Source organism: Nocardioides terrae, assembly GCF_900112345.1.
In the GTDB taxonomy this organism is placed as follows: Bacteria; Actinomycetota; Actinomycetes; order Propionibacteriales; family Nocardioidaceae; genus Nocardioides; species Nocardioides terrae.
This window is the reverse complement of sequence record NZ_FOLB01000011.1, coordinates 78,356-101,558: the sequence shown is the minus strand read 5'-3', so window position 1 is coordinate 101,558 and position 23,203 is coordinate 78,356. Positions and strand designations below refer to the sequence as shown.

22 protein-coding genes are annotated in these 23,203 nt (G+C 71.9%); 1 reads left to right on the top strand and 21 read right to left on the bottom strand.

Features of this window, described 5'->3' with window-relative positions:
- Positions 1 to 20: 20 nt before the first annotated feature.
- The 7 genes from BM236_RS14755 to BM236_RS14725 form a co-directional block, all read right to left on the bottom strand.
- A complete protein-coding gene (locus tag BM236_RS14755; RefSeq protein WP_091125239.1) occupies positions 21 to 2,870 on the bottom strand; it encodes a M4 family metallopeptidase in 2,850 nt (949 codons plus the stop codon).
- Positions 2,871 to 2,962: 92 nt separating this feature from the next.
- Positions 2,963 to 4,162: a methionine adenosyltransferase gene (metK, locus tag BM236_RS14750; RefSeq protein WP_091125236.1), complete on the bottom strand. Its 1,200-nt coding sequence runs from the start codon at positions 4,160 to 4,162 to the stop codon at positions 2,963 to 2,965.
- Between the two features lie 91 nt (positions 4,163 to 4,253).
- Positions 4,254 to 5,510 carry a bifunctional phosphopantothenoylcysteine decarboxylase/phosphopantothenate--cysteine ligase CoaBC gene (coaBC, locus tag BM236_RS14745; protein WP_091125234.1) on the bottom strand — a complete coding sequence of 419 codons (1,257 nt, stop codon included), beginning with the start codon at positions 5,508 to 5,510 and terminating at the stop codon, positions 4,254 to 4,256.
- Positions 5,507 to 5,839 carry a DNA-directed RNA polymerase subunit omega gene (gene rpoZ, locus BM236_RS14740; protein WP_091125232.1) on the bottom strand — a complete coding sequence of 111 codons (333 nt, stop codon included), beginning with the start codon at positions 5,837 to 5,839 and terminating at the stop codon, positions 5,507 to 5,509. Before rpoZ ends, coaBC begins: the two co-directional genes overlap by 4 nt.
- 9 nt (positions 5,840 to 5,848) lie before the next feature.
- The gene (gmk, locus tag BM236_RS14735; protein WP_245750356.1) at positions 5,849 to 6,460 is read right to left on the bottom strand and encodes a guanylate kinase; all 612 of its coding nucleotides are present in this window, start codon (positions 6,458 to 6,460) and stop codon (positions 5,849 to 5,851) included.
- A gap of 64 nt (positions 6,461 to 6,524) precedes the next feature.
- Positions 6,525 to 6,845: an integration host factor, actinobacterial type gene (gene mihF / locus BM236_RS14730; RefSeq protein ID WP_091125227.1), complete on the bottom strand. Its 321-nt coding sequence runs from the start codon at positions 6,843 to 6,845 to the stop codon at positions 6,525 to 6,527.
- Positions 6,846 to 6,942: 97 nt separating this feature from the next.
- A complete protein-coding gene (locus tag BM236_RS14725) occupies positions 6,943 to 7,410 on the bottom strand; it encodes a hypothetical protein (protein WP_091125225.1) in 468 nt (155 codons plus the stop codon).
- A gap of 54 nt (positions 7,411 to 7,464) precedes the next feature.
- Here BM236_RS14725 and BM236_RS14720 point away from each other — a divergent pair, with 54 nt between their 5' ends.
- Positions 7,465 to 8,592, top strand: coding sequence for a hypothetical protein (locus BM236_RS14720; RefSeq protein WP_091125222.1), 1,128 nt, complete (start codon positions 7,465 to 7,467; stop codon positions 8,590 to 8,592).
- Here the strand turns inward: BM236_RS14720 and pyrF are convergent.
- The 14 genes from pyrF to efp all read right to left on the bottom strand — a co-directional run bounded on the left by pyrF (position 8,579) and on the right by efp (position 23,144).
- Entirely contained in the window at positions 8,579 to 9,394 is an 816-nt protein-coding gene (pyrF, locus tag BM236_RS14715) for an orotidine-5'-phosphate decarboxylase (protein ID WP_091125406.1), read from the bottom strand. The two genes, BM236_RS14720 and pyrF, sit on opposite strands and share 14 nt — an antisense overlap.
- Positions 9,395 to 9,445: 51 nt before the next feature.
- Positions 9,446 to 10,522, bottom strand: a complete 1,077-nt coding sequence (locus BM236_RS14710) for a quinone-dependent dihydroorotate dehydrogenase (RefSeq protein WP_091125218.1) — start codon at positions 10,520 to 10,522, stop codon at positions 9,446 to 9,448.
- Complete coding sequence (gene carB / locus BM236_RS14705; RefSeq protein ID WP_091125216.1) at positions 10,522 to 13,830, bottom strand: carbamoyl-phosphate synthase large subunit; 3,309 nt, start codon at positions 13,828 to 13,830, stop codon at positions 10,522 to 10,524. Before carB ends, BM236_RS14710 begins: the two co-directional genes overlap by 1 nt.
- Positions 13,830 to 15,011, bottom strand: a complete 1,182-nt coding sequence (gene carA / locus BM236_RS14700) for a glutamine-hydrolyzing carbamoyl-phosphate synthase small subunit (protein ID WP_091125213.1) — start codon at positions 15,009 to 15,011, stop codon at positions 13,830 to 13,832. Before carA ends, carB begins: the two co-directional genes overlap by 1 nt.
- 175 nt (positions 15,012 to 15,186) lie before the next feature.
- A complete protein-coding gene (locus BM236_RS14695; protein ID WP_175507701.1) occupies positions 15,187 to 15,987 on the bottom strand; it encodes an alpha/beta fold hydrolase in 801 nt (266 codons plus the stop codon).
- A 56-nt stretch (positions 15,988 to 16,043) separates the two neighbouring features.
- A complete protein-coding gene (locus BM236_RS14690; protein WP_091125209.1) occupies positions 16,044 to 16,460 on the bottom strand; it encodes a DUF1810 domain-containing protein in 417 nt (138 codons plus the stop codon).
- Entirely contained in the window at positions 16,457 to 17,731 is a 1,275-nt protein-coding gene (locus BM236_RS14685) for a dihydroorotase (RefSeq protein ID WP_091125207.1), read from the bottom strand. Before BM236_RS14685 ends, BM236_RS14690 begins: the two co-directional genes overlap by 4 nt.
- A complete protein-coding gene (locus BM236_RS14680; RefSeq protein ID WP_091125205.1) occupies positions 17,728 to 18,672 on the bottom strand; it encodes an aspartate carbamoyltransferase catalytic subunit in 945 nt (314 codons plus the stop codon). Before BM236_RS14680 ends, BM236_RS14685 begins: the two co-directional genes overlap by 4 nt.
- Entirely contained in the window at positions 18,669 to 19,280 is a 612-nt protein-coding gene (gene pyrR, locus BM236_RS14675; RefSeq protein WP_091125202.1) for a bifunctional pyr operon transcriptional regulator/uracil phosphoribosyltransferase PyrR, read from the bottom strand. Before pyrR ends, BM236_RS14680 begins: the two co-directional genes overlap by 4 nt.
- Positions 19,281 to 19,408: 128 nt before the next feature.
- Positions 19,409 to 20,476 carry a glycoside hydrolase family 43 protein gene (locus BM236_RS14670; protein ID WP_091125201.1) on the bottom strand — a complete coding sequence of 356 codons (1,068 nt, stop codon included), beginning with the start codon at positions 20,474 to 20,476 and terminating at the stop codon, positions 19,409 to 19,411.
- Between the two features lie 330 nt (positions 20,477 to 20,806).
- The gene (locus BM236_RS14665) at positions 20,807 to 21,820 is read right to left on the bottom strand and encodes an NADPH:quinone reductase (protein WP_091125199.1); all 1,014 of its coding nucleotides are present in this window, start codon (positions 21,818 to 21,820) and stop codon (positions 20,807 to 20,809) included.
- Between the two features lie 86 nt (positions 21,821 to 21,906).
- Positions 21,907 to 22,077 (bottom strand): CsbD family protein, encoded by a 171-nt coding sequence (locus BM236_RS14660; protein WP_091125197.1) that lies wholly within the window; start codon positions 22,075 to 22,077, stop codon positions 21,907 to 21,909.
- A gap of 70 nt (positions 22,078 to 22,147) precedes the next feature.
- Positions 22,148 to 22,576: a transcription antitermination factor NusB gene (gene nusB, locus BM236_RS14655; RefSeq protein ID WP_091125195.1), complete on the bottom strand. Its 429-nt coding sequence runs from the start codon at positions 22,574 to 22,576 to the stop codon at positions 22,148 to 22,150.
- Between the two features lies 1 nt (position 22,577).
- Positions 22,578 to 23,144, bottom strand: coding sequence for an elongation factor P (gene efp, locus BM236_RS14650; protein WP_091125193.1), 567 nt, complete (start codon positions 23,142 to 23,144; stop codon positions 22,578 to 22,580).
- Positions 23,145 to 23,203 lie beyond the last annotated feature (59 nt).

Below are 23,203 nucleotides of genomic sequence, written 5' to 3'. Positions count from 1 at the left end.
CCTCGGTGCCGAGACGGGCGCTACTTGACCTTCCTGGTCCGGCCGGAGGTCACGGCGACGCTCTGGTAGCCGACCTTGCTGCCGGTGACGCGCACGGAGATGCGCTTGTGGCGGTCCTTCCGGGTCAGCCTGTACGACGCCTTGGTGGCCCGCTTGATCGTCCTGCCGTTGCGCAGCCACTGGTAGGACAGCGTCACGCCGGCCGGCGACCAGGCGCCCGCGGCCGCATGCAGCACCTTCTTCACCTTCGCCTTGCCGCGCACCCGGGGGCGCGCCGCCGCGATAGTGCCGGGCGCGATCGGGGCGGTGGGCGCGCTGTCGGCGACCCCGTTACCGAGGCTGCTCGCGTGCGCGGTGACCCGCAGGCTGATCCGCCGTCCGACGTCGGCGACCCCGAGGCCGTAGGTCGTCCGGGTGGCGCCCGGGACCGGAGAGCCGTCGCGGAGCCACTGGAACGCGTAGGAGTCGACCCTCGGCAGCCAAGTGCCGGTCGACGCCGTCAGCGTGCCGCCAAAGCCCGCCGAGCCGCTGATCGAGGGAGGGGTCCTGTTCACCACGGAGGTGACGCAGCTGTAGATCCGGATGTCGTCGAGGAACCAGCCCACGTAGGTGTAGCTGCTGTCGAGGCCGAGTGTGAACCGTGGCCGGATCGGGTGCCCGCCCAGGTCGCTGAGATCCACTCGGCTCGCGACCCATCCGTGGCTGTCTCCGCTGAAGCTGAAGCGTCCGCCGACCGGATTGCCGTAGCTGTCGGAGAGGGTCGCTGTCGGACCGTTGACCCACGGTTGACCGGAGGCATCGGCGAACGGAAGTGCGTCGTCCGTCCGGTCGACCTCAACCGTGCCGCCGTCATAGAACCCGTCGGCGTCGTAGTCGAGCACATACCAACCCTGGAACCACAGGTAGGACTCTTGCCCGGCGGGCAACGTGACCGGCTGCGCGAGCGTGAGGGAGGAGGCTGACGGCGTCGTGTCAGAAAAATCAAAGGCGGTCGTGTTCGACCAGGCCTGCGTGCCGGAGGTGGCGTTAATGCCCCAGATGGGAGATCCGCCGCGCGTCCAGCCACTTCCCGCGGTGAACGAGGACGCAGGGTTACCGGCCTCGCTGTCGAACAAGACTGCGGTTTCGGTGCCGGCGGGGCACGTCTGCGCCGCATCGACCGGCTGCTCAGCTGCAGGCGGAGTAACGCGCAGCTCCGTCGCCAACGTGGCCGCGTGGACGCTGGTGCAGTCGGCGAGAGTGAAGCCGGCGGTTCCCGCGGTGAGAAAGTCCTGGCAGCTCTGATCGAGCCGGGTTGCCAGGTCTGCGTAGTCGCTGCCGGAGGTGAGCTTCTCGATGACGTCGAGGTAGAGCGTCGCCGTCTTCGTCAGCGTCGGGTCCACCGCGTCGATCCCGGTGATCGTCTGCCCGTTGAAGGTGCCGCCCTGCGAGATCAGGTAGGCGGTCTTGTTGCCGACGCCGCTGTCAGTGTGGACGCCACCGTTGTCGGCGTAGCCCGTGTCGACGTCGGAGGTGTAGAGGGGGCTCACCATGCTGTCGGGCTGGTCGAAGAGCGTCGGGTCCGACATGCTGCGCAGCGCACCGATGGGCAGGTCCTCGCCGATCCGCCAGTCAGTGGCGGAGTCACCGGGCGACGGGTGCACGTGGTCGATGATCTCGCCCATCGTGTCGGCCAGCGACTCGTTGATCGCACCGGACTGACCCCAGTAGAAGAGCTGGGAGAAGTGATCGATCACGCCGTGGGTCATCTCGTGGCCGACGACGTCGTCGGCACCGGCGAACCCCTCGCCGTAGAACATCTGCTGCCCGTCCCAGAAGGCGTTCTCATAGGGGCAGCCGTCGGTGGTGTAGCACCAACGCACGGTCGCGGCCAGGTGCTTCCTCCCGGCGGTGTCCGGCAGCCCGAGCAGGCCGGTCAGGTCGAGGCCGCCGATCGTGGCGTAGAGGTCCGAGACCGGCTTGGCGTTGGTGAAGGCGTCGTTGACGTCGGGGATCGCGCTCGCCGGACCCGTCTCGGTCCTCTTGAACTTCGAGCTTGAGCGGCACAGCACGTCGCCCGGCTGCCGCACGTTCCCGTTGTCGCACACGACCCGGTCGAGCTGCTGGTTCTCGTCGATGTTCAGCAGCGGCGCGCCGGTCTGGTCATCGACCAGGACCAACCGCCGTACGCCGGCCGGGCCGGTGACCTCGAAGCGCCAGCCGGATCTTGCGCCGTCGGGCGCCGGCTCGCCGAAGACGGCGGGGTCGAAGAGCGCGCGACCCTGGCCGGCGACCTCCAGCCCCGTGGTGGAAGCCTTCTTGCCGCCGATCGCCCGAGCTGCCACGACCCGTGCCGCGTCCGCGGCGTCGGCCTCGGGCACCTGCGGGTCGGCGACCTGCTCCGCGGAGCTCAGGCCTGCGCTCATCGAGGCGAGGTCTCGTCCACCGGTGAGCGAGACGACCACGTCGGCGCCGAGGACGGGCACGTCGTCGACCCGCTGCTCGAAGCGGACCACGTCCTGGCCGCTGACCGCGCGGGTGGTGCCGCTGAGGGCAAGCGTCGTCCCCGCGCGATCGGCGCCGAAGGCGGCGCCGTAACGCTTCAGGTGGGCGCGGGCCGCGGCTCGGACACCGGTCCCGGAACCGACCTCGGGGTTGTCGATGCGGCCGTGGCCGTGCACGCCGGCGAACCGGAGCCGGCCGTGGTCGCTCCGGGTCGCCAGCGACGACGTCGCGTCGTGGTGCAGCCGGTCCGTGCCGGTGGCCGTGGGGCTCGGCGGCGCAGCGTGAGGCGGAGCGGCGACCGCCGACGTGCCCGTGCCTGCCACCAGGACGACAGCCACCGCGGCGGCCCATGCCCTCGTGCGGGTCGGGATCCGGTTCAAAGTCATCGCTGGTCCTCGTAGAAGCGGTCGGCGCGTGTCACCTCGCGACAGACGACGAGGGCCGGGCGGTCGTCCACCCGGCCCTCGACGACGTCAGCTCACTTGCCTGCAGCGGCCTTGAGCGCCTCGGCGCGGTCGGTCCGCTCCCAGGTGAACTCGGGGAGCTCCCGGCCGAAGTGTCCGTAGGCGGCCGTCTTGGCGTAGATCGGGCGCAGCAGGTCGAGGTCGCGCACGATCGCACCGGGGCGCAGGTCGAAGACCTCGAGCACCGCCTGCTGGATCTTCTCGACCGGGACGGTCTCGGTGCCGAAGGTCTCGACGAAGACGCCGACCGGGTGGGCCTTGCCGATCGCGTAGGCGACCTGGACCTCGGCGCGGCGGGCGAGACCGGCGGCAACGATGTTCTTGGCGACCCAGCGCATCGCGTAGGCGGCCGAACGGTCGACCTTCGACGGGTCCTTGCCGGAGAACGCGCCGCCACCGTGGCGGGCCATCCCGCCGTAGGTGTCGACGATGATCTTGCGGCCGGTCAGGCCGGCGTCACCCATCGGGCCGCCGACGACGAAGCGACCGGTCGGGTTGATGAAGAGCTTGACGCCGTCGGAGGTCACCGAGTCCTGGAACTGCTCCAGCACCGGCTCGATCACGTTGACCTGGATGTCCTTGGCCAGCTGGTCCTGCGAGACGTCCTCTGCGTGCTGGGTCGACAGCACGACGGTGTCGACGCGGACGGCGCGGTTCTCGTCGTCGTACTCGATGGTGACCTGGGTCTTGCCGTCGGGACGGAGGTAGGCGAGCGTGCCGTTCTTGCGGACCTCGGTGAGCCGCTCGGCCAGCGTCTGGGCGATCTTGATCGGCAGCGGGAAGAGCTCGGGGGTGTCGTCGCAGGCGTAGCCGAACATCAGGCCCTGGTCGCCCGCGCCCTGCTTGTCGAGCTCGTCGGCGGAGCCGTCGACGCGCTCCTCGAAGGCGTCGTCGACGCCCTGCGCGATGTCGGCGGACTGCGACCCGATGGCGACCTGCACGCCGCAGGAGTTGCCGTCGAAGCCCTTGTCCGAGGAGTCGTAGCCGATCTCGAGGATCTTCTCGCGGACCAGCTGGGCCACCGGCGCGTAGGCGTCGGTGGTGACCTCGCCCGCGACGACGACCAGACCGGTCGTCAGCAGCGTCTCCACTGCGACGCGGCTGCGGGGATCGTGCTCGAGCAGGTAGTCGAGGACGGTGTCGCTGATCTGGTCAGCGATCTTGTCGGGGTGACCCTCGGTCACTGACTCCGAGGTGAACAGACGTCCGGTCACTTCTCGATTCTCCCGTTCTTGGTGGCGGACTGGTGGGCCCTAAGGTAACGACGTCGTCCACACTTCGGACGAACGTCTCATTGTCACATGATCAGGTGGGCAGCCGAGCAACGACGTGGTCCCAGATGACGTGGGCCAGCGCGCCCTTCGAGCCTGAGGGTACGTCGATCGCGGCTCCGTCGGCGGCGAGGATGACCGCCTCGTTGTCCGGACTGCCGAAGACCGCTCCCCCACTCACGTCGTTGACGACGAGGAGGTCGCAGCCCTTGCGGGCGAGCTTGGCCTTCGCCAGCTCGAGCACCGAGCCGGTCGCGTCTCCGGTCTCGGCGGCGAATCCCACGATCACGCTGTCCGGCCTCGACCGGTGGTGGCTGATCTCGTGGAGGACGTCAGGGTTCTGCGCGAGCTCGATCGTGGGCACCGAGCCGTCGTCGGCCTTCTTGATCTTGGCGTCGCTGACGCTGGTCGGGCGGAAGTCGGCCGGGGCGGCTGCCATCACGACCGCGTCGGCGCCGCCGGCGGCCGTGACGACCTCGTCGCGCAGCTGGGCGGTGGTCTCGACGTGGACGACCTTGACGCCGGCCGGGTCGGGCAGCGCGACGTTGGCCGCGACCAGCACCACCTCGGCGCCGCGAGCGGCCGCGGCCCTGGCGAGTGCGTAGCCCTGCAGGCCGCTGGAGCGGTTGCCGAGGAAGCGGACCGGGTCGAGGTATTCGCGCGTGCCGCCGGCGCTCACCACGACCCGACGGCCGCCGAGGTCCGGGGCGGTCGTCCCGCGGGCGAGCACGTCGACGCACAGCCCGAAGATCTCGTCGGGGTCGGGCAGGCGGCCCTTGCCGGTGTCCTTGCCGGTCAGCCGGCCCTCGGCCGGCTCGACCACGATCGCGCCCCGACGGCGCAGCGTCGCGACGTTGTCGACGGTCGCGGGGTGCTCCCACATCTCGGTGTGCATCGCCGGGGCGAACACGACCGGGCAGCGGGCGGTGAGCAGCACGTTGGCGAGCAGGTCGTCGGCCAGCCCGTGGGCGGCGCGGGCCAGCGTGTTGGCGGTCGCGGGCGCCACGACCACGAGGTCGGCCTGTTGGCCGATCCGCACGTGCGGGACCTCGGTGATGTTCTCGAAGACGCCGGTCGCGATCGGCTTGCCCGACAGCGCTGCCCAGGTGGGCGCACCGACGAACTCGAGCGCGGACGCGGTGGGCACGACCGTCACGTCGTGGCCGGACTCGGTGAAGCGGCGCAGCAGCTCGGCGGCCTTGTAGGCGGCGATCCCACCGGCGACCCCGAGAACGACCCGAGGTCGCTCCCCCTGCGGGGAAGCGACCTCGTGGGTGGTTTCAGACGTCACTCGCCAGCCGCGAACGGGTCGGTCGCAGTGGCGGCACGCTGGGCGGCCTCCTCCGCGGCGAGCTCGGCGGGGTCGACCTCCTCGCAGGTGAGCAGGTCGTCGTTGATCTCGCGCAGCGCGATCGAGAGCGGCTTCTCCTGCACGTGCGTCTCGACCAGCGGGCCGACGTACTCCAGCAGGCCCTCGCCGAGCTGGGAGTAGTAGGCGTTGATCTGGCGGGCCCGCTTGGCTCCGTAGAGCACCAGGCGGTACTTGCTGTCCGTCTTGCTCAGCAGGTCGTCGATGGAGGGGTTGGTCACGCCCTGGGCGTCGATCTCGGGGGCAGCCACGCTCAAGCCTCACTCACGTTGGAATGCATCGTGCCGGCTGCCGGGAGGCAGGCGGCGGCGGTCCGGGATGCCGGACCTCATCAAGGCTACCAACTGCTCGGCGGCAGCGTGAACTTCGCGGTTGACGACGGTGACGTCGAACTCCTGCTCGGCGGCGAGCTCGACCCGGGCGGTGTCGAGCCGCCGGGCCCTCTCCTCCTCGGTCTCGGTCCCCCGCCCGACGAGCCGGCGGACCAGCTCCTCCCAGGACGGCGGGGCCAGGAAGACGAAGAGCGCCTCGAGGCCGTCCTCCTTCAGCGTCTCGCGCACCTGGCGCGCGCCCTGGAGGTCGATCTCGAGCAGGGCCGGGCGGCCCGCGGCGATCGCCTCCTCGACCGGCTTGCGGGGCGTGCCGTAGCGGGCGACCTTGTGCACAGTGGCCCACTCGAGCAGCTCGCCCTCGGCGATCATCCGGTCGAACTCCTCGTCGGAGACGAACCAGTAGTGGACGCCGTCCTCCTCCCCCGGCCGCGGCGGCCGGGTGGTGGCGGAGACGGAGTACCAGACCTCGGGGTGGGTCTCGCGTACGACGGCTGCGACGGTGCCCTTGCCGACCGCTGTCGGCCCGGCCAGGACGACCAGGCGCGACGGTGTCGTCGCGGGTGCCGTCGCCGGTGTCGTCGCAGGCGTCGTCGCGGGGGAACCGCTATCCACGCCGGGCGAACTCCTCGGCCAACGCCTCGATCTGCTTGAAGCCCAGGCCGCGGACGCGGCGGCTCTCGGCGATGCTGAGTCGCTCCATCATCTGCTTGGCGCGGATCTTGCCGACGCCGGGGACGGCCTGGAGCAGGTCGATGACCTTCATCTTGCCGATGACCTCGTTGGTCTGCCCCTGCTCGATCACCTCGAGGACCGAACCGCCGGAGTTCTTGATCCGGTTCTTCACCTCCGCCCGCTCCCGTCGGGAGGCGGCCGCCTTGTCGAGGGCGGCCTGACGCTGTTCGGGCGTGAGTGGAGGCAGAGCCACGTGCGTGGTCCTTCAGTGTCTCGGGAGCAAGGAGGGGCTTCGGGTCAAGATAGCCGCAGGCCAGGGAGGCGGCAACGCGGGGCGTGGACCGAGCGGCTCAGACCGTGAGCGGCACCTGACAGACGTCGCGCGCCTGCTGGTCCACCGCGGCGAGCGCGGCGCGGGTCCGGGCACTCCCCACCTCCGTCGCGGCGGCCCCGATCCGGTCCTGCTCGGCCCGGGTCACGCCGCTCGGCGGCTTCTTCGGGTCGTACGCCGCCGGGTCCACGCCCGCCGCGTCGAGAGCGTCCTCCAGGCCCGTCAGGGCCTTGGTCAGCACCGCCCAGTCGTCGGCGATGTCGCTCGGCACCCGGTCGTGCAGGTCCTCGAAGGTCGGCAGCGCCTTCAGCAGCGCCTGGGGTCCGCCCGCGTCGAGGGTCTTGCTCAGCTGCTCCTGGTGCCCCTCGACCGCGTCGCAGTAGCCGTCACCCGGGTCGCCGCCGCACCCTGCCAGCAGTGCCAGGCTGACCAGCCCGGCGCACGCGGCGCTGCGGGCCCGGGACACGGCGTCGGTGGTGAGGAGCACGACCAGTAGGTTAGGCAGCCGGTCGCAATCCGCCAGCCCGAGGAGGCGCAGCCCGTGACGACGCCGAGCACGTCCCTCCCGCGACGCAAGGTCCTCCTCCACGTCGGGACCCGCAAGAGCGGCACCACCTACCTCCAGCGCACCCTCATCCGGTCGCGGGGCGTGCTCGCCGAGCGGGGCGTCGCCCTCGCCGTCACGACCCAGGACGACCACGCGGCGGTGACGCCGCTGCTGCGCCGCGGCGTCGCGGGCGACGCGGCCGCGCTGGAGCAGGGCGTCGGCCATCTGGTGCGGCGCGCGACGGCGGGCGACGCGGCCGTCCGGCTCGTCACGATGGAGTCGCTGGCGGAGCTGCCCGGCGACGTGGCCGGGCGGATCGTGGACGACATCCGCGCGCAGGGGTTCGACGTCGAGGTCGTCGTCACCGCCCGCCACTGGGGCCTCACCCTGCCCTCGGAGTGGCAGCAGGACGTCAAGCAGCGCAGCACGGTCCGCTACGCCGACTACGTCGCGGCGGTCCGCGACCGGACCCCGGCCGCGCGGATCTTCCTGGCGCGTCAGGACCTGCCCGACGTGGTCCGCCGATGGACCGGTCGGCTCGGTCCCGAGCAGGTGCACGTCATCGCCTGCCCACCGTCGTCGCGGACCGAGGGCAGCCTCGTCCAGCTGTTCTGCAGCGTGCTCGACGTGGATCCGGAGGCGATGCGCACGCCGACCCGGAGCAGCAACACCTCGCTCTCGCTGCCCCAGGCGGAGATGCTGCGCCGCGTCAACGTCGCGCTGGGTGACCGGCTCACCCGTGGCGAGGGCGGCTACGAGGAGGGGGTCCGCACCTGGCTGACCGGGCGCGCCCTGACCCGCCAGGCGTCCGCCCCGATCCTGCTGCCGGCCGGCTTCGCCGCATGGTGCGCGGAGGAGTCGCAGCGCCAGCTCGCCGAGCTCGACGAGCTGGGCGTGGGAGTGATCGGCCGGCGCGGTGACCTCGAGGCCTCCCCCGACCTGCCGACCGGAACGGACGAGCCGTCGCAGGCCGAGGTCGCTGCGGTGGCCGTCGCCGCCGTCGCGGATCTGTGCGATCTGCGCCGGCAGGAGCGTACGAAGCGCCCGAAGCGCGCGACGGGCCCGACGAGAGATGGCGCCGAGCCGCGCCGGCGGTGGTGGGAACGGCTCATCCGCCGCTGAGCAGCTCCCGGTTGGTCCGCTGCGCCGCCTCGGCGAGCGCCTCGACCGAGGGACCGGCGCGCAGGAGGCCGCGCGAGGACGACGGCAGGACGGTGAGGTCGCCGAAGAGGCGGCGGATGTCGGCCGGCGTACCGCCCTGCTCGCCGAAGCCGGGCGCGAGGATCGGGCCGTTGAAGTCGAGCGACTCGGTCGCGTCGCCGATCGTGGCGCCGACCACCGCTCCGAACGAGCCGAGGGAGTCGCCGTCGTTGAGCGCCCGCAGGTGGTCGAACATCCGCGCCGCCACGCTCTCGCCCGTGTCGACCGTGGCCGACTGCACCTCCGGCCCCTCCTTGTTGGAGGTCAGGCCCAGCACGAAGAGGCCGGCGTCGAAGCGGCGCGCCGTCTCCACGAACGGGTCGAGCGACCCGAAGCCGAGGTAGGGAGAGACCGTGATCGCGTCGGAGGCCAGCGGCGAGGCGGGGTCGAGGTAGGCGTCGGCGTACGCCTGGGACGTGGAGCCGATGTCGCCCCGCTTCACGTCGAGGAGGACCAGGGCTCCCAGCGCGCGGGACTCCGCGATCACCCGCTCGAGCACGGCGATGCCGCGCGAGCCGAACCGCTCGTAGAACGCGCTCTGCGGCTTGACCACCGACACGTGCGGGGCGAGCCCCTCGACGGCGGTGAAGGCGAAGGTCTCGAGCCCGGCGACGTCGTCCTCGAGCCCCCAGTCCGCCAGCAGGGAGGCGTGCGGGTCGATGCCCGCGCACAGCGGTCCTCGCTCTGCCACCGCGGCCGACAGTCGCTCTCCGAAGGTGGTCATGTGGTCATCCTCCCGTGTGTGCTCGCCGACGACCTCCGCGCCACCCACTGGTCAGCCCAGCGCCTTCGCGATCCGGCGGGGCCACAGCGGCCCCTCGTAGATGAACGCCGTGTAGCCCTGCACCAGGTCAGCACCAGCCGCGATCCTCTCCCGCGCCTCGGCGACCGTGGTGATGCCGCCGACGCCGACCAGCGTCATCTCGTCGCCGACCCGGGCGCGCAGCGTCCGCAGGACGTCGAGCGCGCGAGCGGCCAGCGGGCGGCCGGACAGGCCACCCGCGCCGGCCTCCGCGATCTGGTCCGGATGGCTGCGCAGTCCCTCGCGCGAGATCGTGGTGTTGGTGGCGATGATGCCGTCCAGCCCGATCTCGAGCGCGAGGTCTGCCACGGCGAGGACGTCCTCGTCGGCCAGGTCCGGGGCGATCTTGACCAGCAGCGGGACGCGCCGGTCGGTCGCGGCGTCGGCGGTCCGGCGGACGTGCTCGAGCAGCGGGCCCAGCCGCTCGACCGCCTGCAGCGACCGCAGCCCCGGGGTGTTGGGCGAGCTCACGTTGACGACCAGGTAGTCGGCGTACGGCGCCAGCAGGCGTGTCGACGTGCCGTAGTCGGCCTCCACGGCCGCCTGGTCGTCCTCCGGAACCACCTTGGTCTTGCCGATGTTGACGCCGAGGACCGGGCCGGGTCTCGATACGCCCGTCGCTCGTCCCTCGCGACCGGCTACTCGGCCACCGAGGTGGGTCGATCGAGCGGCGAGACGCCGCGCGACAGCCTCGGCACCGTCGTTGTTGAAACCCATCCGGTTGACGACCGCCCGGTCGGAGACGAGCCGGAAGAGCCGGGGCCTGGGGTTGCCCGGCTGCGCCTGACCCGTCACCGTGCCGATCTCGACGTGGCCGAAGCCGAGGCCGCCGAGCGCGTCGATGCCGACCGCGTTCTTGTCGAAGCCCGCAGCCAGGCCGAGCCGGTTGGGGAAGGTCAGCCCGAGCGCCTCGACCGGCGACCCGACCGCAGGCACCCGGGCGAGTGCCGGCACCGCCGTACGGATGGCGCGGAACGCGGCGTGGTGGGCCTCCTCCGGGTCCTGCTTGCTGAGGACCTGGTCGAAGAGCAGCCGGTAGGGGCGACCCATCAGGCGGTCGCCGTGTTGTTCAACACGGCCCACTCCTGCAGCGAGCGGACTCCGATCCCGCCTCCGCGCAGCGCCGCGATGCCCTGGACCGCCGCGGCGAGGCCCTGCACCGTGGTGATGCACGGCGTGCCGGAGAGCACGGCGGCCGAGCGGATCTCGTAGCCGTCGGCGCGGGCGCCGCTGGCCGACCCGTTGGGAGTGTTGACGATCAGGTCGATCTCGCCGTCGAGGATCAGCTGCACGGTGGTCCGCTCGCCGTTCGGCCCCTCGCCCTCGGAGTGCTTGCGGATCACCGTCGACGGGATCCCGTTGCGGCGCAGCACCTCGGCGGTGCCCTGGGTCGCCAGGATCTCGAAGCCGTAGTCGGCGAGCACGCGGGCCGGGAAGATCATCGTCCGCTTGTCGCGGTTGGCGATCGAGACGAAGACCTTGCCGCTCGTCGGCAGCGGGCCGAACGACGCCGCCTGCGCCTTGGAGAAGGCGGTGCCGAAGTCGGCGTCGAAGCCCATCACCTCGCCGGTCGACTTCATCTCCGGACCGAGGACGGTGTCGACGAACTGGCCCTCCTTGGTGCGGAACCGGTTGAACGGCAGCACCGCCTCCTTGACCGCGATCGGCGCGTCGGCCGGCAGCGTGCCGCCGTCCCCCGTGGCCGGCAGCAGCCCGGCCCGGCGCAGGTCGGCGATCGACTCACCCAGCATCACCCGCGACGCGGCCTTGGCCAGCGACGTGCCGGTGGCCTTGGAGACGAACGGCACCGTGCGGGAGGCGCGCGGGTTGGCCTCGATGACGTAGAGGACGTCGGCGCCGAGCGCGAACTGGATGTTGATCAGGCCGCGTACGCCGACACCCGCGGCGATCGCCTCGGTCGCGGCACGGATCCGGTCGATCTCGGCGCGGCCCAGGGTGATCGGCGGCAGCGCACACGAGGAGTCGCCGGAGTGGATGCCGGCCTCCTCGATGTGCTCCATGACGCCGCCGAGGAAGAGCTCGGTGCCGTCGTAGAGCGCGTCGACGTCGATCTCGACCGCGTCGTCGATGAAACGGTCGACGAGGACCGGCCGGTCCGGGCTGATCTCGGTCGCGGCCTCGATGTAGGCCTGGAGCGCGGTGTCGTCGTACACGATCTGCATGCCGCGGCCGCCCAGGACGTAGGACGGGCGGACCAGGACCGGGTAGCCGATCTCGTGGGCGATCGTCCGGGCGTCGTCGAACGACACCGCGGTGCCGTGCTTCGGGGCGATCAGGCCGGCCTCGGCCAGGACCCGCCCGAACGCCCCGCGCTCCTCGGCGAGCTCGATCGCCTCGGGGCTGGTCCCGACGATCGGCACGCCGGCGTCCTGCAGGCCCTCCGCGAGGCCGAGCGGGGTCTGGCCGCCGAGCGTCGCGATGACGCCGGCGATCGGACCGGCCGCCTGCTCGGCGGCGTAGATCTCGAGGACGTCCTCGAGGGTGAGCGGCTCGAAGTAGAGCCGGTCGGAGGTGTCGTAGTCCGTCGAGACCGTCTCCGGGTTGCAGTTGACCATGATCGTCTCGTAACCGGCCTTGGACAGCTCCAGCGAGGCGTGCACGCACGAGTAGTCGAACTCGATGCCCTGGCCGATCCGGTTCGGGCCCGACCCGAGGATCAGGACGGCCGGCTTCTCGCGCGGCGCGACCTCGGTCTCCTCGTCGTAGGACGAGTAGTGGTAGGGCGTCCTCGCCGCGAACTCGGCCGCGCAGGTGTCGACGGTCTTGTAGACCGGCCGCACCCCGAGGTCATGGCGCGCCTGCCGGACCTGGGCCTCGGTGAGGCCGCGGATGGTCGCGACCTGGGCGTCGGAGAGCCCGTGCCGCTTGGCCAGCCGCAGCGTGTCCGCGTCGAGCTCCTCCGCCTCACCGACCACCGTGGCGACCTCGTGGATCAGGAACAGCTGGTCGACGAACCAGGGGTCGATCTTGGTGGCGTCGAAGATCTCCTCCGGCGTGGCACCGGCGCGGATCGCGAGCATCACCTTCTGGAGCCGGCCGTCGTGCGGGACCTTGACCTGCTCGAGGAGGGTGGCCTTGTCGCCCGGCTGACCCGCCCACGTGAACGGCGCCTTCTTGTCCTCCAGCGAGCGCAGTGCCTTGTTGAGGGCCTCGGTGAAGTTGCGGCCGATCGCCATCGCCTCGCCGACCGACTTCATGTGCGTGGTGAGCGTCGGGTCGGCGGTCGGGAACTTCTCGAACGCGAACCGCGGGACCTTCACCACGACGTAGTCGAGCGTCGGCTCGAAGGACGCCGCGGTCGACCCCTGCGGACCTGCGGTGATGTCGTTGTCGATCTCGTCGAGCGTGTAGCCGACGGCGACCTTCGCGGCGATCTTCGCGATCGGGTAGCCGGTCGCCTTCGACGCGAGCGCGGAGGACCGCGACACCCGCGGGTTCATCTCGATCACGATCACGCGGCCGTCGGCCGGGTTGACGGCGTACTGGATGTTGCAGCCGCCGGTGTCCACGCCGACCTCGCGGATGATGCCGATGGCGAGGTCGCGCAGGTGCTGGTACTCGCGGTCGGTGAGCGTCATGGCCGGCGCGACGGTGATCGAGTCGCCGGTGTGGACGCCCATCGGGTCGAGGTTCTCGATCGAGCAGATGATGACGACGTTGTCGGCCTTGTCGCGCATCACCTCCAGCTCGTACTCCTTCCACCCGATGATCGACTCCTCGATCAGCACCTCGGTGGTCGGCGAGGCGGACAGCCCGGCGCCGGCGATGCGGTGCAGGTCGGTCTCGTCGTAGGCGATGCCCGAGCCGAGGCCACCCATCGTGAAGGAGGGGCGTACGACGACCGGGTAGCCGAGGTCCTCGGTGGCCTTCTCCACCTCGTCCATGGTGTGGCAGACGAACGAGCGGGCCACCTCGCCGCCGACCCGGCGGACGATGTCGTTGAAGAGCTCGCGGTTCTCGCCGCGGTGGATCGCCTCGAAGCTGGCGCCGATCATCTCGACGCCGTACTTCTCGAGCACGCCGTTCTCGTGCAGCGCGGTCGCGGTGTTGAGGGCGGTCTGGCCGCCGAGCGTCGGCAGGATCGCGTCCGGCCGCTCCTTGGCGATGACCTTCTCGACGAACTCCGGCGTGATCGGCTCGACGTAGGTGGCGTCGGCGAACTCGGGGTCGGTCATGATCGTGGCCGGGTTGGAGTTCACGAGGATCACGCGCAGGCCCTCGGCCTTGAGCACGCGGCAGGCCTGGGTGCCGGAATAGTCGAACTCGCAGGCCTGGCCGATGACGATCGGGCCGGAGCCGATGACGAGGACTGACTGGATGTCGTCGCGCTTGGGCATCAGGCGTCCGCCTTCTTCTCGTCGGTCGAGCCCTGTCGAGACTCCATGAGCTGGACGAACCGGTCGAAGAGGTAGGCCGCGTCGTGCGGGCCGGCCGCCGCCTCGGGGTGGTACTGCACCGAGAAGCCCGTGAGACCGCCGTCGGCGTCGCGCAGCTCGAGGCCCTCGACGCAGTTGTCGTTGAGGTTGACGTGGGAGACCGACGCCGTGCCGAACGGCGTCTCGGTCAGCTCCCCCACCGGGGCGTCGACCGCGAAGCCGTGGTTGTGCGCGGTGACCTCCACCTTGCCGGTCGTGAGGTCCTGGACCGGCTGGTTGATGCCGCGGTGGCCGTACTTGAGCTTGTAGGTGCCGAAGCCGAGCGCACGCCCGAAGAGCTGGTTGCCGAAGCAGATGCCGAAGTAGGGCACGCCCTCGCCGAGCGCCTGCTGCAGCAGCTGGATCTGGTGGGTCGTGGCCGCCGGGTCGCCCGGGCCGTTGGAGTAGAAGAGCCCGTCCGGCTCGACCGCACGGATGTCGTCGTACGTCGCCGTGGCGGGCAGCACGTGCACCTCGATGCCGCGCTCCGCCATCCGCTGCGGCGTCATCTCCTTGATGCCCAGGTCGAGGGCGGCGACGGTCAGCCGCTTCTCGCCGACGGCGGGCACGACGTAGGCCTCGGTGGTGGTGACCTCGTCGGCGAGCTCCGCGCCGGTCATCTCGGCGGACTCCCTGACGCGGGCGAGCAGCGCCTCGGGGTCGGCCTCGACGGTGGAGATGCCCACGCGCATCGCGCCGCGCTCGCGCAGGTGGCGGGTCAGGGCGCGGGTGTCGACCCCCGCGATGCCCACGATGCCCTGCTCGCGCAGCTCGTCGTCGAGGGTGCGCCGGGAGCGCCAGTTGCTCGGGACGCGGGCGGGGTCACGGACGACGTAGCCGGCGACCCAGATCCGGCGGGACTCGGGGTCCTCGTCGTTGACGCCGGTGTTGCCGACGTGCGGCGCGGTCATCACGACCACCTGGCGGTGGTAGGACGGGTCGGTGAGGGTCTCCTGATAACCGGTCATGCCGGTGGAGAACACCGCTTCGCCGAAGGTCTCCCCCTCGGCGCCGAACGACTCGCCTCGGAAGGTGCGCCCGTCCTCGAGGACCAGAAGAGCGCTGGGCTTGTCGCTGGGCTTGTGCTGGGCATGCTGCGGCACGCCGTACCTCCTTCTCCGCCTCACAGGACGGCCATTTAAAGGATGTCGGACTCGAGCGCCGACCCTACCAGCGTCAGCCTCCGCTCCGGGCACCGGCTCAGCGCGTGGGACGGGTCCTCCCCGTCATCGCGGAGCGGAATGCGCACCTGGTGCGCATCTCCCTCCGCGCTGTTGCTCAGAGCGACGCGACGAACTCCGCGATCGCGTCGAGGGTCGCCGGGTCACCTTCGAGGTGGGGCAGGTGGGCGACGCCGGGGAGCTCCACGAGTCGTGCCCCGGGGATCACCGAGGCGAGGTGGCCGGAGTTGCGGCGGATGTGGGGCAGGTCGAGATCTCCGACGAGCACGAGGACCGGGACGCCGATCCGGTCGAGCCGGTCCCAGGCAGGCGGGACCACGGCCTGCTCCCCCGGGTCCTCAGCCTCGAGCGCCCGCCGGTTCATCGCCAGGAACAGCTCGCGCGTCGCGCCACCGACCCGGCCCTCGTCCTCGAGGGGGCCGTCCAGCCAGACGTGGGCCTCGATCGCGTTGACCTCGTCGAGGTCGCCGGCGTCGTACGCCGCGTCGCCCGCCGTGTCGAGCGCGGCGATCTCCGACGGCAGCTCGCCGACGGGTGGTGCGCCACTGACCGCGCTGCCGATCAGGACCAGCCCCCTCACCCGGTCCGGCCGCGCCAGCGCGAGGTCGATCGTCGCGCGGCCGCCCATCGACGCTCCGACGACGACCGCCCGGCCGATTCCGTGCGCGTCCAGCACGGCGACGGCGTCCGCGACCGGTGACCAACCGTCCTCGGCCTCGTACGTCGTCTCGCCGTAGCCGCGGGCGTCGTAGCCCACGCACCTCACGCCGTCGCCGAGCCGCTCGACGAGCGGGCGCCACGAGCGTCGGTCGGTGACGCCCGCGTGCACGAGCAGCACCGGCGTTCCCGTCCCGCGCTCCTCGGCGAGGAGTTGGGCGTTGCCGTTGGTGACGATCACCGGGTCAGCCAAGCATCGCCGGCCGCGGCGCCGCCACTCGGTTTGCGCCACGTCGGTCACCGCCTCAGGAACGCCTCCGTGCGCGGGTCACGCTGGCCGGCGAAGAACGTGTCCAGCACCTGATGGAAGACCGGCTCGTGCGGCGCCGCGATCGCGAACAGGGTCATCGAGGACCGGAGCTTCGCGTCGTCGGGCGACCCCATGATCTCCCGCGCCGTGCGGTCCGGGTGGGCGAGGACGGCGCGGGCGCACTCGACCAGGCGGGCGCCCAGCACCTCGTCGGCGGCGTACGACTGCGCCTCCTCGAGCGAACCGATCGCGAACCGCTGAGACGTCGGCGAGGAGCCGAGCCCGGCGACCTGGGGGAACACGAACCAGATCCAGTGGCTCGTCTTCCGGCCGCGGCGCAGCTCCTCGAGCGCCTGCTCGTACACGCCCTCCTGGGCGTCGCGGAAGCGCTGCAGGTCGGTCATGACCCGAAGGTACGCCGGCCCCGCAGGAATGTGCCGACCACCCGGCCGGTCACGGTCCGGCCGTGCCAGGGGTTGTTGCGCGACAGTGACAGCGACGCCTCGCGGTCCACGACGTAGGACGCGCTCGGGTCGACCAGCGTCAGGTTGGCCGGCTCGCCCTCGGCCAGCGGGCGGCCGTGGCGGTCGAGGCCGGCGATGGCGGCCGGGTTGACCGACATGACGCGGGCGACGCCCGCCCAGTCGAGCAGCCCGCTCTCGACCATCACCGTCGCGACGACCGGCAGCGCCGTCTCCAGGCCGAGCATGCCGAAGGCGGCGTCGACGAACGCGTGCTCCTTGTCGTGCCGGGCGTGCGGCGCGTGGTCGGTGGCGACCGCGTCGATGGTGCCGTCGGCCAGCGCCGCGCGCAGCGCCTCGACGTCCTCGGCAGGACGCAGCGGCGGGTTCACCTTGTAGGTCGGGTCGTAACCGCTGAGCAGGTCGGTGGTGAGCAGCAGGTGGTGCGGGGTGACCTCCGCGGTGACGGCGATCCCCTGCGCCTTGGCCCAGCGGACCACCTCGACCGAGCCGGCCGTCGACACGTGCGCGACGTGGACGCGCGAGCCGGTGTGGCGGGCGAGCATGACGTCGCGGGCGACGATGGTCTCCTCGGCGACCGACGGCCAGCCGGGCAGACCGAGCTCGCCGGAGAGCTGCCCCTCGTGGCAGCAGGCCGAGCCGTACGGCGCCAGCGCGGGGTCCTGGGAGTGCTGGGAGACCACGCCGCCGAACGCCTTGACGTACTCCAGCGCCCGTCGCATCACCCGCGGGTCGGCGACGCACTTGCCGTCGTCGGAGAAGACCCGGACGCGGGCGCGCGAGCGGGCCATCAGCCCGAGCTCGGCGAGCTCCTCGCCGGCCAGGCCCTTCGTCACCGCGCCGACCGGCTGGACGTCGACCAGCCCGGCCGCCCGGCCGAGGTCGAGGACGCGCTCGGCCGCCTCCGCGGTGTCGGTGACCGGGGTGGTGTTGGCCATCGCGAGCACCGACGTGTAGCCGCCCGCGGCGGCCGCCTGCGAGCCGGTCAGGACCGTCTCGGCGTCCTCCCGGCCCGGCTCGCGCAGGTGGGTGTGCAGGTCGACGAGGCCGGGGAGCAGGACGAGGCCGTCGGCGTCGACGGTCTCGGCAGTGCCCGAGAACGGGCCGACGGATCGGATCAGCCCGTCCTCGACGTACACGTCGGCGGCCTCGCCCCCGAGCAGGGACGCGCCCTTGATGAGCAGGCTGGTCACTGGGAGTCCTCTCCGGCGAGCAGGTGGTAGAGCACGGCCATGCGGACCGCGACGCCGGCCGAGACCTGGTCGAGCACGACCGAGTCGACGGCGTCGGCGGCGTCGGCGGAGATCTCCAGGCCGCGGTTCATCGGTCCGGGGTGCAGGATCGGGGTCCCCGCGGCGAGGCAGCGCAGCCGGTCGCGGGTGAGGCCGTAGCCGACCGTGTACTCCCGCGCCGACGGGAAGTATCCGCCGCTCATCCGCTCGCGCTGGACCCGCAGCATCATCACCGCGTCCACGGTCCCGTGCTCGCCCTGCAGCACCGCGTCGAGGTCGTACGACGTCTCGAAGCCGGCCTCCTCCGACCAGGTGCCGATCCCGCTCGGCATGAGCGTCGGCGGGGCGACGACCGTGACCCGGGCGCCGAGCTTGGTCAGCGACTTCACGTTGGAGCGGAAGACCCGGGAGTGGGTCAGGTCGCCGACGATCGCGACGTGGCGGCCCTCGAGGGGGCCGAGCCGGCGGCTCAGCGTGTAGGCGTCGAGCAGCGCCTGCGTCGGGTGCTCGTGGGTGCCGTCACCGGCGTTGATCACGGGGACGTCGATCCACTCCGAGACCTGCTGGGCGGCGCCGCTGGCCGAGTGCCGCATGACGAGGCCGTCGATGCCCATCGCGGTGACCGTGCGGACCGTGTCGCGCAGAGACTCCCCCTTCGACGTCGAGGAGCCCTTGGCGGACAGGTTGATCACGTCGGCCGAGAGCCACTTCCCGGCGATCTCGAAGGAGGAGCGGGTGCGGGTGGAGTCCTCGAAGAAGAGGTTGATGACCGTCCGGCCGCGCAGGGCGGGCAGCTTCTTGACCGCGCGCCGCTGCACGTCGTGCATCTCGGCGGCGGTCTCGAAGAGGGCGTCGATGTCGCCGGCGGTGACGTCGTCGATGGAGAGCAGGTGCTTCTTCACGCGAGGCCGTCCTTCCCGGGCCCGTCGGTGAGGCCGGCCCCGCTGATCAGCACGGCGTCGGCGCCGTCGGTCTCGGCGAGCCGGACCCGGACCTTCTCGCTCCGAGCGGTCGGGAGGTTCTTGCCGACGTGGTCGGCGCGGATCGGCAGCTCCCGGTGGCCGCGGTCGACGAGGACCGCGAGACGGACGGCGGAGGGCCGGCCGAGGTCGGAGAGCGCGTCGAGCGCGGCGCGGATGGTGCGGCCGCTGTAGAGCACGTCGTCGACCAGGACGACCGTCTTGGCGTCGATGCCGGCGGGCGGCAGGGACGTCTTGTGCGGGGCGCGGGTGGGGTGGTTGCGCAGGTCGTCGCGGTACATCGTGACGTCGAGCGAGCCGACCGCGACCGGCGTGCCCTCGACCGCCTCGATGCGCTCGGCGATGCGCCGCGCGAGCGGCACGCCGCGGGTGTGCAGCCCGAGGAGCAGGAGGTCGGCGGCGCCCTTGTTGCGCTCGAGGATCTCGTGGGAGATGCGGGTCAGTGCGCGCGAGACGTCGTCGGCGTCGAGCACCACACGCCCGTCGTCCGCAGCTGCTGCCGGGTCGGACTGGGAGGGGTCACTGGTCATGGCCTCGCCGGACCACCTTCTCCGCCTCACGGGACGGCTCTTAAAGGAATGTCGAACGCCCGCACCCTATCGCGGACGGCGGATCGCACCGAGCCGGGACGGCAGCGCCGCGGCAGGGTGGTCCCCGGCTACCCGGCGTGGGCGACCGTGAGGGTGGCGTCGTCCAGCTGCATCAGGGACGCCACGTGCAGGCGGCGCAGCGACCCCACCCGGCCGGGGTCCCAGGCGTGGTAGGCGAGGTGGAGCGAGCCTCCGACGACGAAGGCGCTCGCGCCGCCCGGTCCCAGGGTCCCGCTCCGGGCGGTCGTCAGGAGCGGGCCGACCTTCTGGCACGGCCCGGTCGGTCCTCCACAGACGGCGTAGCCGGTCGCGTAGGCGGCGGACCGATAGCTGTTCACCGAGTAGAAGAGGTAGGTGACGCCCCGGAACGTGGTCATCGAGGGGTTCTCGATGGTGTCGCCCTCGAACCCGTCGCCGTAGTCGTTGGCGACCAGCGGCACGGCCTGCGACCCGGGGGCCCAGCCGGTGCCGTCGGCGCTCAGCTGGCGGACGTAGATCGTCGACGGCTGCCCGCTCGGCACCCCGGAGAACTTCCACAGCATCCAGTTCCGGCCGAGCTTGTCGACGTAGAGGTCGGGGTCGATCGCGCCCTGTGGGGACGCCGGCGCGCACTCGAGGGGCGCCGCGAGCGCACGGAACGGGCCGGTCGGTGATGCCGCACGGGCCAGCCCGATGCAGTTGTGCCGCTCGCCGCGCAGCGTGGACTGCTGAGCGGCGTAGGCGAGCGTCCAGCCGCCGCCCATCGGGGCCACCGACGGCGCCCACAGGCCGGCACCGCCGGACTTGGACGTCGTCCAGGCGCCGGGTGCGGCGAGGGCGTCGTACTTCGCACCGCCGCTGGAGTGGATCGGCGACCAGTGGCTCAGGTCCGTGGAGCTGAGGGTGGGCAGCAGCAGCCCGCTGGTGTTGGTCGCGTAGGCGTACCACCGGCCACCGGCGAAGGCGACGTCGGGATCGGCGAAGACACCGCGGTAGGTCGAGCCGACCCGCCACGTGGTGCTCGAGCCGTCGACGGAGACCGGGCGCGGGTCCTGGGCCGGGAACACCGGGGTCGCCGCGCGGGCCGCCGGCTGCTGCGGGGCGGCCGGCGCGGTCGGGGCGGTAGTGCGCGGCCCGGCTGCGGGCGCGGCCGACACGCTCGCCGGCGTCCCGGTGGGCGCGGGCGCGGGCGCGACGGCGGACGCCGACCCCTCGGGCGTCGGAGGCGTCAGCCCCAGGGAGGACGAGACGACGCGCTGCGTCGAGGCCGAGACCGGGCTCGCGTCGTCGAGCGGCGGGACCGACCCGCTGTCGGCGTCGGAGAAGCCCAGCGAGCAGCCGGACAGTGCGAGGGCACCGACGGCGGCGAGGCAGGCGACCCGCGTACGGCGGCGGGCCCGGGCGGTGGCGATGAGGCGCTCCAGCGAGGAGGGGTGGTCCGGTCGCAGATCCGATCGGCCACCCGCCCGCCGGGCTGAGCCGAAGCGTCAGTCGAGCTTGATGAGCACCTTGCCCACCGCACCCTGCTCGACGGCGTCGTGGGCGGCGCCGGCCTCCTCCAGCCCGAAGTGGTGCAGGGGTACGCCGGCCTCGGACCCGACCTGGAGGGCACCGTCCTCGACGGCGGCGGCGATGTCCTCCGTCGCCGCGCGCAGCAGGGCGGGGTCGAGGGTGTAGAGCAGGATGAACTGGTAGCGCAGGTTCTTGGAGAACGTCTGGCGCACCGGCATGGTCAGCTCGTCGCCGCCGTTGTTGGCGTAGATCGCGACCGTCCCGTGGACGCGCAGCACCTCGCGGTCCAGATCGTTGTTCACCGCGGGTGCGACGTCGACGACGAGGTCGACACCGTCGGGTGCGAGCGCCCTGATCTCCGCGGTCGCGTCGCCGACGCGGTAGTTGACCGTCTGGTGGGCGCCGGCGGCGATCGCCAGTGCCGCCTTCTCGTCGCTGCTCACCGTCGTCAGCACCGTCGCCCCGGCCCAGCGGGCGAGCTGGATCGCGGCGTTGCCGACGGCTCCGGCGCCGCCGTGGACGAGCATCGTCTGTCCGGTCAGCGCGCCGGGCGAGAGCCGGGGGACGTCGCCGGAGGTGAGCGCGCGGTGCGCGGTGACGGCGGGCACTCCGAGCGAGGCGCCGAGGTCGAAGGACGCGCCGACGGTCAGGTGCACGGCGTTCTCCGCTGGCACGACGACGAGCTCGGCGGCGGTGCCGAAGGGGCGGCCGTGCTGGGCGAGCAGCACCCACACGCGGTCCTCGACCGCGAACCCGAGGACGCCCTCGCCGATCGCGTCGACGACGCCGGCGCCGTCCTGGCCGGGGGTGATCTCGGCGTACGGCAGCTCGGCGTAGGTGCCGCCGGCCCGCGCCTTCCAGTCGGTCGGGTTGACGCCCGCGCGGGCCAGGCGCACCCGCAGCTCGCCGGGGCCGGGCTCGGGGACCTCGCGGTCGACGAGGCGGAGGACGGAGGAGGGACCGGTCTCGGAGTAGACGACAGCGCGCATGGCTCCGACGTTACCCACCGTCCGTGATCAGGAACGGGCATGCCGAAGGGGCACGGCGTCATGCCGTGCCCCTGCGTGCGGGCAGATCAGCTGAAGGCGTCCTTGACCTTCTCGCCGGCCTGCTTCAGGTTGCCCTTGGTCTGGTCGCCCTTGCCTTCGGCCTCCAGGTCCTTGTCGTCCGTCGCCTTGCCGACGGCCTCCTTGGCCTGGCCCATCTTCTCCTCGGCGAAGTTCTCGGCCTTGTCCTGCTCACCCATGGGGTGTCCTCCCTGCTGCTTGGGGATCTTCCGACCTGCGGCCGGTATCCCCTGCGCAGCGGAGGATGCGTCAGGACAGCTGGGCCTTGTCGCGCTGGATCGCGCCGAGGATGCCGTTGACGAACTGCGGGGAGTCGTCGGTCGAGAGGTCGCGGACCAGCTGCATCGCCTCGCTGATCGCGACGTGCTCGGGCACGTCGGCCGCGTGCAGCAGCTCCCAGACGCCGAGCCGCAGGACGTTGCGGTCCACGGCCGGCATGCGCTCGAGCGTCCACTCCTGGGAGTACGTCGACAGCAGCTCGTCGATCCGCGCCTGCTCGGCGACCACCCCGCGGACGAGCGTCGCCGTGTAGGCGTTGGCGGGGCCCTCGCCCTCGGCGATGGCCTCGTCGAGCATCGCGACGGGGCTCAAGCCGCGGGCCTCGGCGGCGAAGAGCAGGTCGAGGGCCCGCTTGCGCGCCTTGGTGCGAGCGGTGGGCTGGCCGGAGGGCGCAGGCACGTCAGCCCTTGACGCGGCTGAGGTAGGAGCCACCGTCGCGGGTGTCGACCTTGATCTTCTCGCCCTGCTCGATGAAGAGCGGGACCTGGATCTCGTGACCCGTCTCGAGCGTCGCCGGCTTGGTGCGGCCGGTGGCGGAGTCGCCGACGACGCCGGGCTCGGTGTAGTTGACCACGAGCTCGACCGAGGCCGGGAGCTCGACGAACAGCACGCGGCCCTCGTTGGTGGCGACGATGACGTCGGTGTTCTCGAGCATGTAGTTGGCGGCGTCGCCGACGAGCTCGGGCGAGACCTCGATCTGCTCGTAGGTGCCGGTGTCCATGAACACGTAGTTGGTGCCGTCGTTGTAGAGGTAGGAGTAGGTCCGGCGGTCGACCGTGGCGGTCTCGACCTTGGTGCCGGCGTTGAAGGTCCTGTCGACGTTCTTGCCCGACTCGACGTTCTTCAGCTTGGTCCGCACGAAGGCCGGGCCCTTGCCAGGCTTCACGTGCTGGAACTCGACCACCGACCAGAGCTGGCCGTCGATGTTGAGAACCATGCCGTTCTTGAGGTCGTTCGTCGTTGCCATGCGTCCAGCCTTCTGATCTGTGCAGGTTGTCAAGGAGGGCGCCTCAGCGTTGCCGAGCG

Excerpts from the sequence above, each read along its gene's own strand:
- BM236_RS14710 (WP_091125218.1), bottom strand. The coding sequence starts at position 10,522 with ATGGGTCGCCCCTACCGGCTGCTCTTCGACCAGGTCCTCAGCAAGCAG.
- efp (WP_091125193.1), bottom strand. The coding sequence starts at position 23,144 with ATGGCAACGACGAACGACCTCAAGAACGGCATGGTTCTCAACATCGAC.
- carB (WP_091125216.1), bottom strand. The coding sequence starts at position 13,830 with ATGCCCAAGCGCGACGACATCCAGTCAGTCCTCGTCATCGGCTCCGGC.
- BM236_RS14665 (WP_091125199.1), bottom strand. The coding sequence starts at position 21,820 with ATGCGCGCTGTCGTCTACTCCGAGACCGGTCCCTCCTCCGTCCTCCGC.
- BM236_RS14755 (WP_091125239.1), bottom strand. The coding sequence starts at position 2,870 with ATGACTTTGAACCGGATCCCGACCCGCACGAGGGCATGGGCCGCCGCG.
- pyrR (WP_091125202.1), bottom strand. The coding sequence starts at position 19,280 with ATGACCAGTGACCCCTCCCAGTCCGACCCGGCAGCAGCTGCGGACGAC.
- BM236_RS14690 (WP_091125209.1), bottom strand. The coding sequence starts at position 16,460 with ATGACCGACCTGCAGCGCTTCCGCGACGCCCAGGAGGGCGTGTACGAG.
- pyrF (WP_091125406.1), bottom strand. The coding sequence starts at position 9,394 with ATGACCACCTTCGGAGAGCGACTGTCGGCCGCGGTGGCAGAGCGAGGA.
- BM236_RS14660 (WP_091125197.1), bottom strand. The coding sequence starts at position 22,077 with ATGGGTGAGCAGGACAAGGCCGAGAACTTCGCCGAGGAGAAGATGGGC.